14 protein-coding genes and 1 riboswitch are annotated in these 14,712 nt (G+C 42.0%); of the genes, 13 read left to right on the top strand and 1 reads right to left on the bottom strand.

Features of this window, described 5'->3' with window-relative positions; translation table 11 throughout:
• Positions 1 to 9 precede the first annotated feature (9 nt).
• The 6 genes from leuB (at position 10) to PFZ69_RS05020 (ending at position 6,157) form a co-directional block, all read left to right on the top strand.
• Positions 10 to 1,116: a 3-isopropylmalate dehydrogenase gene (gene leuB, locus PFZ69_RS05045; RefSeq protein WP_270179921.1), complete on the top strand. Its 1,107-nt coding sequence runs from the start codon at positions 10 to 12 to the stop codon at positions 1,114 to 1,116.
• A gap of 17 nt (positions 1,117 to 1,133) precedes the next feature.
• On the top strand, positions 1,134 to 2,546 hold the full coding sequence (gene leuC, locus PFZ69_RS05040) for a 3-isopropylmalate dehydratase large subunit (RefSeq protein ID WP_270179920.1): 1,413 nt from the start codon (positions 1,134 to 1,136) through the stop codon (positions 2,544 to 2,546).
• A 12-nt stretch (positions 2,547 to 2,558) separates the two neighbouring features.
• On the top strand, positions 2,559 to 3,140 hold the full coding sequence (gene leuD, locus PFZ69_RS05035) for a 3-isopropylmalate dehydratase small subunit (protein WP_270179919.1): 582 nt from the start codon (positions 2,559 to 2,561) through the stop codon (positions 3,138 to 3,140).
• A 241-nt stretch (positions 3,141 to 3,381) separates the two neighbouring features.
• A riboswitch (SAM riboswitch) is annotated at positions 3,382 to 3,491 on the top strand.
• A gap of 116 nt (positions 3,492 to 3,607) precedes the next feature.
• Positions 3,608 to 4,630: a methionine ABC transporter ATP-binding protein gene (locus PFZ69_RS05030; protein WP_270179918.1), complete on the top strand. Its 1,023-nt coding sequence runs from the start codon at positions 3,608 to 3,610 to the stop codon at positions 4,628 to 4,630.
• Complete coding sequence (locus PFZ69_RS05025; protein ID WP_270179917.1) at positions 4,623 to 5,291, top strand: methionine ABC transporter permease; 669 nt, start codon at positions 4,623 to 4,625, stop codon at positions 5,289 to 5,291. Before PFZ69_RS05030 ends, PFZ69_RS05025 begins: the two co-directional genes overlap by 8 nt.
• Before the next feature lie 23 nt (positions 5,292 to 5,314).
• Positions 5,315 to 6,157, top strand: coding sequence for a MetQ/NlpA family ABC transporter substrate-binding protein (locus tag PFZ69_RS05020; RefSeq protein WP_270179916.1), 843 nt, complete (start codon positions 5,315 to 5,317; stop codon positions 6,155 to 6,157).
• A 41-nt stretch (positions 6,158 to 6,198) separates the two neighbouring features.
• Here the strand turns inward: PFZ69_RS05020 and PFZ69_RS05015 are convergent, their stop codons facing one another.
• Positions 6,199 to 7,149 carry an L-lactate dehydrogenase gene (locus tag PFZ69_RS05015; RefSeq protein WP_270179915.1) on the bottom strand — a complete coding sequence of 317 codons (951 nt, stop codon included), beginning with the start codon at positions 7,147 to 7,149 and terminating at the stop codon, positions 6,199 to 6,201.
• A 164-nt stretch (positions 7,150 to 7,313) separates the two neighbouring features.
• Here PFZ69_RS05015 and PFZ69_RS05010 point away from each other — a divergent pair, with 164 nt between their 5' ends.
• The 7 genes from PFZ69_RS05010 (at position 7,314) to PFZ69_RS04980 (ending at position 14,658) form a co-directional block, all read left to right on the top strand.
• Entirely contained in the window at positions 7,314 to 7,685 is a 372-nt protein-coding gene (locus tag PFZ69_RS05010; protein WP_270179914.1) for a carboxymuconolactone decarboxylase family protein, read from the top strand.
• Between the two features lie 716 nt (positions 7,686 to 8,401).
• Positions 8,402 to 9,187: a Fe-S cluster assembly ATPase SufC gene (sufC, locus tag PFZ69_RS05005; protein ID WP_270179913.1), complete on the top strand. Its 786-nt coding sequence runs from the start codon at positions 8,402 to 8,404 to the stop codon at positions 9,185 to 9,187.
• Positions 9,188 to 9,205: 18 nt separating this feature from the next.
• A complete protein-coding gene (gene sufD / locus PFZ69_RS05000; RefSeq protein WP_270179912.1) occupies positions 9,206 to 10,513 on the top strand; it encodes a Fe-S cluster assembly protein SufD in 1,308 nt (435 codons plus the stop codon).
• Positions 10,513 to 11,736: a cysteine desulfurase gene (locus tag PFZ69_RS04995; RefSeq protein ID WP_270179911.1), complete on the top strand. Its 1,224-nt coding sequence runs from the start codon at positions 10,513 to 10,515 to the stop codon at positions 11,734 to 11,736. The genes sufD and PFZ69_RS04995 overlap by 1 nt, the downstream gene beginning before the upstream one ends.
• Entirely contained in the window at positions 11,726 to 12,172 is a 447-nt protein-coding gene (sufU, locus tag PFZ69_RS04990; RefSeq protein ID WP_270179910.1) for a Fe-S cluster assembly sulfur transfer protein SufU, read from the top strand. Before PFZ69_RS04995 ends, sufU begins: the two co-directional genes overlap by 11 nt.
• 101 nt (positions 12,173 to 12,273) lie before the next feature.
• Positions 12,274 to 13,671 carry a Fe-S cluster assembly protein SufB gene (sufB, locus tag PFZ69_RS04985; protein ID WP_270179909.1) on the top strand — a complete coding sequence of 466 codons (1,398 nt, stop codon included), beginning with the start codon at positions 12,274 to 12,276 and terminating at the stop codon, positions 13,669 to 13,671.
• A gap of 174 nt (positions 13,672 to 13,845) precedes the next feature.
• Positions 13,846 to 14,658 carry an ABC transporter ATP-binding protein gene (locus PFZ69_RS04980; RefSeq protein WP_270179908.1) on the top strand — a complete coding sequence of 271 codons (813 nt, stop codon included), beginning with the start codon at positions 13,846 to 13,848 and terminating at the stop codon, positions 14,656 to 14,658.
• Positions 14,659 to 14,712 lie beyond the last annotated feature (54 nt).

The raw sequence follows: 14,712 nt of genomic DNA, 5'->3' as shown, positions 1-14,712 counted from the left end.
TTATATAGGATGAAGAAAACAGTTGCGGTATTACCAGGAGACGGAATTGGCACAGAGGTGATGGAGGGAACGATCAAGGTTCTCAATGCCGTAGCAGATCGATTCGGCCATGTGTTCGAATTTCAAAAAGGCGTCATCGGGGGCGTAGCGATCGATGAAACAGGCGAACCGTTGCCTAAAGAAACACTAGATATGTGTAAGCGATCGGACGCTGTACTTTTAGGCGCTGTAGGCGGACCGAAGTGGGATGATCTGCCTGGAAGACTTCGTCCTGAAAAAGGCCTTCTAACAATTAGAAAAGAGCTTGAATTGTTCGCAAATCTACGTCCGGTCAAAGCGTATGACAGTCTTTTAGACGCATCACCGTTAAAGGAAGACCGCATCAAAGGCGTCGATATGCTGATTTTAAGAGAATTAACGGGTGGCTTGTACTTTGGTACACCGAGTGAACGGAGAGAAGGTGGAGAGCGCGTAGTCGATACGCTTTCTTATACGCGTGAAGAAATCGAGCGCATCGTAGAACAAGGATTTAAAGCAGCTAGGAAACGAAAGAAGAAGCTGACGAGTGTCGACAAAGCGAATGTTCTAGAATCGAGCAGGATGTGGCGTGAAATCGTAAATGAAAAAGCAGCCTCATACCCGGACGTGGAAGTTGAGCATATGCTTGTGGATGCTGCATCGATGAAAATTGTTCAGAATCCTGCACACTTTGACGTAATCGTAACAGAGAATCTTTTTGGAGATATCTTGAGTGACGAAGCTTCGATGATCACTGGGTCTTTAGGGATGCTTCCATCTGCAAGCTTAAGAAAAGATGGGTTTGGCCTGTATGAACCAGTACACGGTTCAGCGCCCGATATCGCTGGTAAAAACCTTGCCAATCCACTAGCGATGATCTTATCTGCATCGATGATGTTAAACCATTCGTTCAATATGAAGGAAGAATCTGATGCGATCGATAAAGCTGTGATGGAAGTTCTTGAAGCAGGGTATTTCACAACTGATCTTGCGGGTGTTGGAAAGCAAAGTCTAAGTACTGATAAGATGGTCGATCAAGTTATCTTTCAACTAGCAGAAGATAATGCTACGGCTGGTATCATGGAAGCTTATGCGTGACAGTGAGGAGGATGGGTGTGGAGCCAAAAACAATTATAGAAAAGATCTGGGAAAAGCACGTTGTGCATAGAGAAGAAGGCAGTCCAGATTTACTTTATATCGATTTACACCTTGTGCACGAAGTAACATCTCCGCAGGCTTTTGAAGGCTTGCGTATGAATCAGCGGAAGGTCAGACGTCCTGATCTGACCTTCGCTACTATGGATCATAATGTTCCAACGATTGCGCGGCATATCATTAATGATCCTGTTTCAAAGGTACAGATGGAGAAGCTAGAAGAAAATTGTAAGGAATTTGGGGTCGAAATTGCTGATATTAACCATCCAGACCAAGGTATCGTCCATGTGATTGGCCCAGAACTAGGGTTGACTCAACCAGGCAAAACAATCGTTTGCGGTGATAGTCATACCTCGACACACGGTGCTTTTGGAGCACTTGCATTCGGGATCGGAACGAGTGAAGTCGAACATGTTCTTTCAACTCAAACTCTTTGGCAATCCTCTCCAAAAACAATTGAAGTTCGAGTGAATGGTCAGCCGGGCGCAGGTGTAACGGCGAAGGATATCATTCTTGCAATCATAGCGAAGTTTGGAGTGAATGCAGGAACAGGGGCTATTCTTGAATATACAGGTGAAGCGATTAGAAAGATGTCGATGGAAGAGCGAATGACAATCTGTAACATGTCGATAGAAGCCGGTGCTAAAGCAGGATTAATCAGTCCTGATGAGGTAACGTTTGACTACCTAAAGGGAAAAAGGCATGTTCCACAAGGAGAGGAATTCCAAGCAGCGATATCAGAATGGAGAAACCTTGCTACTGATGAAGGAGCAACGTATGACGACGTTTTAGAGATCCATGCTGATGAGATAGAACCTCAGGTTACGTGGGGTACGAATCCTTCTATGGGATCATCCGTCTACGGTAGAGTGCCTTTTCCAGAGGACTATGAAGATCCGGCTGATCAAAAAGCAATCGCACAGGCCTTAACGTATATGGGGTTAACAGCTGGGATGCCAATTCAGGATATCGACATCCAACATGTCTTTATCGGATCTTGTACAAATTCAAGGATTAGTGATCTTAGAGCCGCAGCAAATATTGTTCGTGGAAGGAAAGTACACCGCAATGTTCGAGCGCTAGTCGTGCCGGGTTCTAAATCTGTCAAAGAAACAGCGGAAGCAGAAGGACTAGATCAAGTGTTTATTGATGCTGGCTTTGAGTGGAGAGAAGCAGGATGCAGTATGTGTCTTGCGATGAATGACGATATCGTTCCACCAGGAGAGCGATGCGCTTCTACATCAAACCGGAACTTTGAGGGACGGCAAGGAAATGGTTCTAGAACGCATCTAGTCAGTCCTGCCATGGCAGCCGCCGCTGCTTTGGAAGGCAAATTTACAGATGCAAGAAAAATGAAGCAGCCTGTCGTGTAAAGGAGTGAAATCATGGAACCTATCAATGAATATACAGGTGTCGTCTATCCTCTTGAAAAGGTGAATGTGGACACTGATCAAATAATACCAAAGCAATTTCTGAAACGGATCGAGCGACAGGGGTTTGGACAGTTTTTGTTCTATCATTGGCGTTTCGATGACGATGGAATCGCACGGTCTGATTTCTCTTTAAATGAAGAGCAATACAGGTCGGCTTCAATCCTAGTAGCGGGTAAAAACTTCGGCTGCGGTTCATCGAGAGAACATGCTCCATGGGCCCTATTAGATTACGGATTTAGAGTGATCATCGCACCAAGCTTCGCAGATATCTTTTACAACAATTGTGTGAAAAACGGTATCCTTCCAATCGCTCTTCCTCAAGAAACCGTTGCTGAATTATTTACAAAGGCAAGCGAAGGTTATTCACTCACTGTTCAACTCGAAAACCAATCTATTAGTGATAATGATGGGCTGCACGTATCGTTTGAAATCGATCCCTATTGGAAGGAAATGTTGTTAAACGGGTGGGACGAAGTATCTAGAACCCTCTCTCTTGAGGATAAAATCGAGCAGTATGAAAATCAAAGAGCGTAAAATAAGAGAGCATGTTTTTTCCGTATAGAGATACAACTGAATCATTGGCGCGAGCGCTGTATGGATTGCAGCGCTTTTACGCTGTCAGAAAAGAGGGCTGACTTTAGAGGAGTAGTTGAAACTCTGACAGCTGGTTTTATTTAAAAATTCGGACTTTTTACTCATCGATTGACACACTAAAAGTCCCATGCTAGAATTCGATTTAGTACTTAACTAGAGTAACGTGTTAATAACTAAATATCTCTTATTCAGAGAGGTGGAGGGACTGGCCCTATGAAGCCCGGCAACCGTCAAACAGCGTGTTTGAGAAGGTGCCAATTCCTGCAAAGCAGATGCTTTGAGAAATGAGAGAAAGACATCGATTTCAAGTGCCTTTCTGCTCATAGCGGAAAGGCATTTTTTATTTCAAAAGGTTTTAAAATCAACCTATTGTGATGGGACATCGTAAGGTAAAAGGAAGTGTGCAAATGATTGAGTTAAAAGGTATAAAGAAGACGTTCTTTGCAGCCTCTGGACCAGTAGAAGCGGTGAAGAATACTGATCTTACAATTGAAAAAGGCGAAATTTTCGGAGTTATCGGATATAGTGGCGCTGGAAAGAGTACACTTATCCGCATGTTAAATCTACTTGAGCGACCAACTGAAGGCAGCGTAACAGTAGATGACAAAGCATTATCTAAGTTGAATAACAAGGAACTTCGTCTAGCAAGACAAGAAATTGGAATGATTTTTCAGCATTTTAATATTCTCTGGTCACGTACTGTAAAAGAAAATATTGCGTTCCCGCTTGAAATATCGGGCGTGCCGAAAGAGAAAAGAAAAGCTCGAGTGGACGAGTTGATCAACCTCGTTGGGTTATCCGGGAGAGAAGATGCGTACCCATCTCAACTAAGTGGTGGTCAAAAGCAGCGAGTTGGGATTGCGAGGGCACTTGCTAATAACCCTAAAGTGTTACTCTGTGACGAAGCGACATCGGCCCTGGATCCGAAGACCACAGATAGTATTCTCGACCTATTAAAGAAAATTAATAAAGAGCTAGGACTAACGATCGTGTTGATCACTCATGAAATGCACGTGATCAGAAAGATTTGTCATCGTGTTGCGGTCATGGAAGGTGGCAGTGTTGTTGAAGAAGGTCCAGTACTTGATATTTTCCATCATCCCAAGCAGCCGATTACCCGTGATTTTGTAAACCAGCTGAGTGAGCCAGAGGAAATGAAAGAATCGATTTCACATCTTACTGAAGGTGCAGAAGGGACACTCGTACAATTTACTTTTGTAAAAGGAGCTACGGGGTCACCTCTCGTAACGAAGTTAATCAGAGAGTTTCAGATCGAAGTGAACATCATTCAAGGGAAGGTCACCCATACGCAGGATGGTCCTTATGGTAAGCTATCGGTCTTACTAAAAGGTGAACAATCTGCTATCGACAAAGCACTGAGCTATGCACGTGAGCAGAAAGTAGAAGTGGAGGTGATTCCAAATGCTTAGTTCACTATTTCCTAACGTGCGTTGGGAAGATATGTGGGAAGCGGCATTACAAACGATCTACATGACCGCGATCTCTGTGTTCGCAACGTTTATACTCGGCATTGGACTCGGCCTGCTGCTTTTCTTAACTTCAAAGGGAAACGTCTGGGAAAATCGATATATTAACGGTTTTGTTGCAGGGATTGTAAACTTGTTCCGTTCGATTCCATTCATCATATTAATTATTTTGCTTATCCCACTATCTGTATATATTGTTGGTACGATGCTGGGAGCTAATGCTGCATTGCCAGCACTTATTGCAGGGGCTGCCCCATTTTACGCACGAATGGTCGAAATCGCTCTAAGAGAAGTAGACAGGGGAGTGATCGAAGCATCCCAAGCGATGGGGGCTACGAATGGCCAGATTATTTTTAAAGTACTGCTTCCTGAAGCGATGCCAGCATTGATTTCAGGAATAACAGTAACTGCGATCGCTCTAGTGAGCTATACAGCGATGGCAGGTGTCGTTGGGGCTGGAGGATTAGGAGATCTTGCATATCTAGATGGTTTCCAACGAAATAATCCCGACGTGACGCTTGTCGCAACTGTATTAATTCTCGCTATTGTAGCAGTTCTTCAGGTTATCGGAGATGTTACAACGCGAGCTATGGATAAAAGATAAGATAAAAAAAGGAGAGAGAAACCATGAAAAAACTATTACTACTTTTGTCAGTTGTTGCTCTTGCAGCTCTAGCGGCTTGTGGAGCAAATAACGGTGGAAACAGTGAAGGCTCAGGATCAGAAAGTGAAGAAACGAAACTAGTTGTTGGTGCATCAAACGTTCCACACGCTGAAATTCTCGAAAAAGCACAGCCGCTTCTTGAGGAAGAAGGAATTACTCTTGAAATCGAGCGCTTCCAGGATTACATTCTTCCGAACAAAACTCTCGCTAATGGTGAGTTAGATGCGAACTACTTCCAAACAGTGCCTTATATGGAGCTACAAATGGAAGAAAACGATAACTATGATTTCGTAAACGCTGGTGGGATTCATATCGAGCCGATCGGTGTCTATTCACAGGAATATGAAAACCTTGATGCACTTCCTAAAGGTGCAGAAATCATCATGAGTAACTCTGTATCAGACCACGGTCGTATGCTTCAATTGCTAGAAGCGAAAGGTTTGATCAAGATTAAAGAAGGTATCGATCCAACAGATGCACAAGTCGAAGATATCGCTGAAAATCCAAAAGACCTTACCTTTAAAACAAACGTTGAAGCTTCCCTTCTTCCTCAGATCTATAAGCAAGGTGAAGGCGATGCTGTTATGATCAACACGAACTATGCGATCGATGCTGGATTAAATCCACAAGAAGACGCAATAGCACTTGAAGGTTCGGACTCTCCATACGTGAACGTGATCACCGTGAACAAAGGTGATGAAAGTAACGAAGCTGTAAAAACGCTTGTTGAGGTTCTACGCTCAGAAGAAATTCAAACCTTCATTAAAGAAGAATATGATGGAGCAGTCGTACCAGTAAATGAATAAAGCAAAAAAGGTTCTCCTTTGTGGAGAACCTTTTTTTAGTGCTATTTATGAAGAAGGACCGGTTTCATAGCGTCAGTAAGCGTTTTTGCAGAGTGTTGAAGCTGTTCAGTTTCATGAGGAGTGAGATCGAGTTCAATGACTTCTCGAATACCATTTCTATTGACGATTGCTGGAACGCCAATATAGAGATCTTCTAAACCGTATTCACCTTCTAATAGAGTGGATATAGTAAGAATAGAATTTTCGTTACGCAAGATGGCTTTGGTTAATCGAAGTAATCCCATCGCAATACCGAAATGTGTAGCACCTTTACGATTGATGATGTGGTAGGCTGCATCACGCACATCTGCAAACAGGGCATCAAGTTCTGCTTTTCCTTCAGAGGTATCTTTGATTAGGGAAAGAACGGGTCTGCTGCCGATCGTTGTGTGGCTCCACACAGGTAATTCAGTATCTCCGTGTTCACCTAAAATGTATCCATGAACATTCCTAGAATCTACATCAAAGTATTCACCTAATAAATATCTAAATCTTGCAGTATCAAGAATTGTCCCTGATCCGATAACCCTTTCTTTTGGGAGCCCAGAGAACTTCCAAGTTGCATAGCTTAGGATATCAACTGGATTTGTAGCGACAATAAAAATTCCATCAAAATTGTAAGACATTACATTCGTCACGATTGTTTTGAAAATTTTGGTGTTTTTATCAATTAAATCTAACCTTGTTTCACCTGGTGCTTGGTTCGCTCCAGCCGCAATGACGACGATATCTGCATCACGACAGTCGCTATATTCACCTGCCCAAATTTTCATCTGCGCACCAAAAGGAAGGCCATGATTAAGGTCCCTTGCTTCTCCTTCAGCTTTCTCTTTATTGGCATCGATCAATACGAGCTCATTTGCAACTTCTTGATTAAGTAAAGAAAATGCATAGCTAGTCCCTACGAACCCTGTTCCAATCACAACGACTCGTGTTGTTTTACCTTCAAACATATCATCCACTCCTTTAGCTCTTATAGTTACATAGTAAAGAACTATTCCCTCCATTAATGTGATAATTCTCACACAACCTTTAATTTTTTTTCTCTTCAAATTTATGGATAGCATTGTGATTGTCTTCTCATACTAACTCTGAATAATTGAAGGAGGAATGTGACGTGACGCAGGAACAACAAAATACAAATTTTGCACAGACAGCATTGCATGATTACAAAGAAGGCCTTGGAGTCTTTACTGAGAAAATGCCCCAAATAGCAAAGAAGTATAATGCATTTACAGAAGCTTGTTTTAGAGAGGGTGCCGTTAGTAAGAAGGAAAAGCAGATGATTGCACTTGGGATCTCGATTTTCTCTCAAGATGAATATTGCATCATTTATCATACGAAAGGGTGCTTAGATCAAGGGTGCACCGAAGAGGAAATCCTCGAGACAGTTGGAGTAACAGCAGCCTTTGGTGGAGGAGCTTCCATGAGTCAAGCTGTAACCCTCGTTCAGGAATGTATTACAGATCTTAATCAAATGAAGCATTAAACTACGAGTTTCTTCCATTATATATATGCACGGTATTGGAATTGCTTCTTAAACGAAGGAAAGATAAGATTTATACTTTTCAATATATTCAAAACATAGAAGAGCAGGTTATTTCCTTTGTAATTGGTGTATATGGCATTTGTAGGCGACTGTATTAAAGTGGTAAATTAAGTGAGTAAATAAATAACCAATTACTGAAAGGATTGATTCATTATTAGCCCCTTGCGGTTAAACCACACACCTGAAATGGAAAAGGCAATGTTCCAGTCTCACGGAGTAGGATACGCAGAATATAGCAGGAATTTTAACAAACGAATGCAAGTAGAGCGCGATCGTGACATGGATCATCGCCAAAGTCTGATGTTGGTAAGTGAATTCGACCGTAAATTGCAAAAATGAATCAGCAATACGCTATAAAAACCAGTCGCTGACTGGTTTTTTATTTTGAAATGAGTACAACATCCGTTGTTTCCCTTATAAGGAAATGATACGCTTAATCTTGGGTGAGATTTGTAGTCTGAATAGGACACATAGATGTTGTTAACTCTAGTTAAGGACGCATTTCTCGTTCCTTGATAATAGTTTGGATTTGTTATAAAATTAGAATGAAAATAGATTGAGAATGACTCAGCACACATTCCTTGACATAAACCTTATAGCTAATACAATAAGGAAGGAAGAAGGAATAGTATAAACGTTATTGGAGGTATTCACAAATGGCAGCATCAACTCTTAAGATTGAAAATCTTCATGTTTCCATTGAAGGAAAAGAGATTATCAAGGGACTAGACCTTGAAATAAATGGTGGCGAAATTCATGCAGTAATGGGGCCGAACGGTACAGGAAAATCTACCCTTGCTTCCGCTATCATGGGACATCCGAAATATGAAATCACTCAAGGTAAAGTATTTCTTGATGATGAAGATGTGCTTGAAATGGAAGTTGATGAGCGTGCGAAAGCGGGCCTCTTCCTTGCTATGCAATATCCAAGTGAAGTAAGCGGGGTTACAAACGCTGATTTCCTACGTACATCAATCAATGCTCGTCGTGAAGAAGGCGATGAAATTTCTCTTATGAAATTCATTAAAAAGCTAGACAGCAAAATGGCTGAGCTTGATATGGGCGAAGAATTTGCTCAGCGTTACCTTAACGAAGGATTCTCAGGCGGTGAGAAAAAGCGTAACGAAATTCTTCAACTTATGATGCTAGAACCAAAGATTGCAGTTCTTGATGAGATTGATTCTGGTCTAGATATCGACGCTCTTAAAGTTGTCTCAAAAGGTGTTAATGCAATGCGTAACGAAGAGTTCGGTTGCTTGATCATCACTCACTATCAGCGTCTTCTTAACTATATTACTCCAGATAAAGTACACGTAATGATGCAAGGACGCATCGTGAAGTCAGGCGGAGCTGAACTAGCTCAGCGTCTTGAAGCAGAAGGTTACGATTGGATTAAAGAAGAACTAGGTATCAAAGACGAAACAGTTGGCCAAGAAGCGTAAGCAGTAAGGAGGATGACAATGTCAGTGGATACGAAGATTGCATTCGATCAAGATTATGTTCGGTCTTTTTCAGAGAAGCGACAAGAGCCACAGTGGCTTACTCAGCTTCGCCTAATGGCACTAGAGAAGTCAGCAGACCTACCTATGCCAAAACCTGATAAGACGAAAATAGATAAATTTAATTTTACTTCGTTTAAGCACGATGTACCGACAGAAGGTATTTCTTCATTGGATGAACTTCCTGAAGATATTAAAGAACTGGTTGCCAAAGACCAGCAATCTGGTAACCTTCTCGTGCATCGTAACTCAACGCCAGTTTTCAAACAGCTTTCTGATGAGCTTAAAAATAAAGGTGTTATTTTTACAGACATCTTAACGGCTGTACAAAACCATAGTGAGCTTGTTGAGAAGTACTTTATGAAAGATGTTATGAAAGTCGATGAGCATCGTTTAACAGCACTTCATACAGCACTTCTTAATGGAGGAACATTCCTTTATGTACCTCGTAACGTGGAAGTAGACGTTCCAGTTCAAGCGCTATACTGGCAAGAGGATCCTGAAGCAGGATTATTCAATCACGTGATCATCGTTGCTGAAGATAACAGTTCAGTAACATACGTTGAGAACTATCTATCTTATTCTCATGACGTTGAATCAGTTGCTAACATTATTGCTGAAGTTCACGTTGGGCAAAATGCTCGCGTAACGTTTGGTTCAGTCGATAACTTTGCAAAAGGTGTTACAACGTATGTGAATCGTCGTGCGAACGTAGGGCGTGATGGTAAGATCGATTGGGCTCTTGCTCAGATGAATGACGGAAACACGATTTCAACGAACTCAACGAACCTAGTTGGTGACGGCTCTTATGGTGATTCTAAGACGGTAACGATTGGCCGCGGTGATCAGAAACAGAACTTTACCAATGAGATGTTCCACCATGGTAAGAACTCTGAAGGTGTTCTTCTCGTTCATGGCGTTCAAAAAGAAAGTGCAAGTGCAATCTTTAATGGTGTTACAAAGATCGAGCACGGCGCTACAAAATCAAACGGCGACCAGACTCAACGCGTTCTTATGATGAACAGCAAGGCAAGAGGGGACGCTAACCCTATCCTTCTTATCGATGAAGACGACGTAATGGCTGGACATGCTGCATCTGTAGGTAAAGTAGATCCACTTCAGCTCTTCTATCTACAAAGCCGCGGAATCAACCGTAAAGAAGCAGAACGTTTGATCATCCATGGTTTCCTTGCTCCAGTTATTAACGAACTTCCGATCGAAGGCGTTAAAAACCGTGCGATCGAGGTAACTGAAAGGAAAGTAAATTAATGTTCGATGTGCAGGATATACGCAAGCAGTTTCCCATTTTACATCAAGAGGTAAATGGGAAACCTCTTGTTTATCTTGATAGTGCTGCAACGTCTCAAAAGCCAAAGCAAGTCATCGATGCAGTTGAGCGTTACTATAAAGAAATCAATTCGAACGTACACCGAGGGGTTCATACGTTAGGGACACACGCCACTGATGCATATGAAGGTGCCAGGGAAAAGGTACGTGAATTTATTCATGCACCCTCGACTGAGGAAGTTATCTTCACGCGAGGTACGACCACAGCACTGAATATGGTTGCATCAAGCTATGGCCGTGCGAACCTTCAGGAAGGTGACGAAGTTGTCATCACCCCTATGGAACACCACAGTAATATCATTCCATGGCAGCAAGCTGTCAAAGCTACAGGTGCCACACTCAAATACATTCCTCTTCAAAAAGACGGATCGATTTCTCTTGAAGATGTGGAGAATACGATAACTGAAAATACGAAGATCGTATCTGTTATGCACGTGTCGAACGTTCTTGGGACGATCAATCCAATCAAGGAAATCGCTGCGATTGCTCACCGAAAAGGTGCTGTGATGGTCGTAGATGGTGCACAAAGTACACCGCATATGAAGATCGATGTTCAGGACTTGGACTGCGACTTTTTCGCATTTTCTGCTCACAAAATGTGCGGTCCTACTGGCATAGGTGTTCTATACGGTAAAAAACATCTCCTTGAAAACATGGAGCCGTTTGAATTCGGTGGAGAAATGATCGATTTCGTTGGTTTATATGAGTCCACGTGGAAAGATCTACCTTGGAAGTTTGAAGGAGGAACTCCTATCATCGCAGGAGCTGTCGGCCTTGGTGCTGCGATCGACTTTTTGAACGAGATCGGAATGGATAACATTAAAGCACATGAACAGCATCTTGCTCATTATGCAGTGAAGCAAATGTCTAAAATTGAAGGTGTCCAGATTTATGGTCCTGAAGAACGTGCTGGAGTCGTAACGTTTAACAGTGACGATGTTCACCCTCATGATCTGGCGACAGTGCTCGATACAGAAGGAATCGCCGTTCGAGCAGGACATCACTGTGCTCAACCTCTTATGAAGTGGTTAGAGGTATCGGCTACAGCTCGTGCTAGCTTCTATTTATACAACACTGAAGAAGACGTGGACACTTTTGTAGCAGGGTTACAAAAAGCAAAGGAGTTTTTTGGTCATGTCTTTTAACAATCTTGACCAGTTGTATCGACAGGTCATTATGGATCATTATAAAAACCCTAGAAATAAAGGGGAGCTTGAAGAAGGCGACCTGAAAATCAATATGAATAATCCAACATGTGGAGACGCTATTCAGCTTCAGTTAAAAGTTGATGAAGGTAAAATCTCAGACGCCAAGTTTATTGGAGAAGGGTGCTCGATTTCTCTAGCATCCGCATCCATGATGACAGAATCTGTGAAGGGCCTTGAAGTTGATGAAGCACTCCGTATGTCTAAGATCTTCTCTGATATGATGCAAGGGAAAGACTACGATGAAGAAGAATTCGATCTAGGTGACATCGAAGCGCTTCAAGGAGTTTCTAAATTTCCTGCTCGTATCAAATGTGCAACACTTTCTTGGAAAGCGATGGAGAAAGGGTTTAAGGAACAGAACGACCAGGCTTAAGCCCTTTCCAGGTGTTGTAATAGATGCTTATTCATACTAGAATGATGGAAAGAGAACGTAAGCCAAACACTGACATGTAATATGTCTAGGAGGGAAATACTATGGCTAAAAAAATGCCTGAAGTTGGCGATTACCAATATGGTTTTAGTGATAAAGACGTTTCAATTTTCCGCTCACAGCGTGGCTTGACTCCTGAAATCGTTAAAGAAATTTCTCGAATTAAGGATGAGCCGCAGTGGATGCTTGATTTCCGTTTGAAATCTCTTGAAACATTTTATAAGATGCCTATGCCTCAGTGGGGCGGCGACCTTGCTGATTTAGACTTTGATGAGATTACGTACTACGTAAAGCCTTCTGAGAAGTCTGAAAGATCATGGGATGAAGTACCTGAAGAAATCAAAACAACGTTTGATAAGCTTGGAATTCCTGAAGCTGAGCAAAAGTACCTCGCTGGTGTATCTGCTCAGTACGAATCCGAAGTTGTTTATCACAACATGCAAGAAGACCTTGAAAAGATGGGAATCGTCTTTAAGGACACGGATACAGCTCTTAAAGAAAACGAAGAGTTGTTCAGAGAACATTTCGGTAAAACGATTCCTCCGACAGATAACAAGTTCTCAGCTCTTAACTCTGCTGTTTGGTCTGGTGGATCATTCATTTACGTACCAAAAGGCGTAAAAGTGGATACACCTCTACAAGCATACTTCCGTATTAACTCTGAAAATATGGGACAGTTTGAGCGTACGCTTATTATCGCTGATGAAGGTTCTTCTGTACATTACGTTGAAGGTTGTACAGCTCCTGTTTATACAACGAATTCACTACACAGTGCGGTTGTTGAAATCATTGTTAAGAAGGACGCTTACTGTCGTTATACAACGATCCAGAACTGGGCGAACAACGTATATAACCTTGTTACTAAACGTGCTGTTGCAGAAGAAAATGCAACGATGGAATGGATCGATGGTAACCTAGGCTCAAAACTTACGATGAAGTATCCTGCCGTTCTACTTAAAGGTGAAGGCGCACGTGGAATGACACTTTCCATCGCCCTAGCTGGTAAAGGACAGCATCAGGATGCAGGTGCGAAGATGATTCACCTTGCTCCAAACACTTCTTCAACGATCGTTTCTAAATCCATCTCTAAACAAGGTGGTAAAGTAACGTACCGTGGTATCGTACACTTCGGCCGTAAAGCTGAAGGCGCACGTTCTAACGTTGAGTGTGACACGCTTATCATGGATAATGAGTCAACTTCTGATACGATTCCTTACAACGAAATCCTTAACGATAACATTTCTCTTGAACACGAAGCGAAAGTATCGAAGGTTTCTGAGGAACAGCTCTTCTATCTAATGAGCCGTGGGGTTTCAGAAGAAGAAGCAACAGAAATGATCGTAATGGGCTTTATCGAGCCATTTACAAAAGAACTTCCAATGGAATATGCGGTCGAAATGAACCGCCTTATCAAGTTTGAAATGGAAGGTTCGATCGGTTAACATTCATAAAGACCCTGGTGGTTACTCCAGGGTCTTTTTTTATTGCATAAGAATGCTGATTATTCGGTTGACAGTATAAATACGATAGACTAGAATAAGTTATGACATTGATAATCATTTTCATTTGGTGAGTTGGAGTTCAGTGATACTTGAGAATTTCTAAGGAGGGGAACCATGTCCAGACTATATGCAGAGGATTTAAAGGTTGGTTATGGTGAAAAAAATATCGTTAAAGATTTAAAAATTGAGATTCCAGATAAAAAGATCACGACGATTATCGGCCCGAATGGGTGTGGTAAATCAACGGTTCTTAAAACGTTATCACGCATACTCAATCCGAATGCTGGAACAGTTTACTTAGACGGTAAAAGCATCAGTAAAGAATCTACTAAGAAAATCGCGCAAAAAATGGCGATCTTACCTCAGTCCCCGGATTCACCTGCTGGTCTGACTGTTGGAGAACTTGTTTCTTATGGCAGGTATCCTTATCAAAAAGGATTCGGTAAGCTAACGAAAAAGGACTATGATGTGATCGACTGGGCACTTCGTGTAACGGGTATTCTTGAATTTAAGGAACGACCTGTAGATGCTCTTTCTGGTGGTCAAAGACAGCGTGTTTGGATCGCCATGGCACTCGCGCAAGAAACCGATATCATATTATTAGATGAGCCTACCACTTATCTAGACTTATCTCACCAATTAGAAGTACTCGAGCTATTACATCAACTGAACCGTGATGAAAAGCGTACCATCGTAATGGTCATACATGATTTAAATCATGCTGCGAGGTTTGCTCATCACATGGTGGCTATGAAAGACGGCTCAATTGTAAAAGAGGGAAGAGCTGAAGAAGTGATGACGTCTAAAGTCCTTTACGATGTGTTCAATATCGATGCTGAAATCGGGATGGACCCAAGAACGAGGAAGCCAGTATGTTTGACGTATGATCTCGTAAAAACTGAGCAGTTCATAGAGAACTTAGCGTAACTGCTTTTTTTATTTCCATCATATGAGAATGATTCTTATTATCATACATTCAGG

Origin of the sequence: Alkalihalobacillus sp. CinArs1, from assembly GCF_947387515.1 — a bacterium.
GTDB lineage: Bacteria > Bacillota > Bacilli > Bacillales > Guptibacillaceae > Guptibacillus.
Note: the sequence above shows the minus strand (reverse complement) of the source record. Positions and strands in the feature narration are given on the sequence as shown.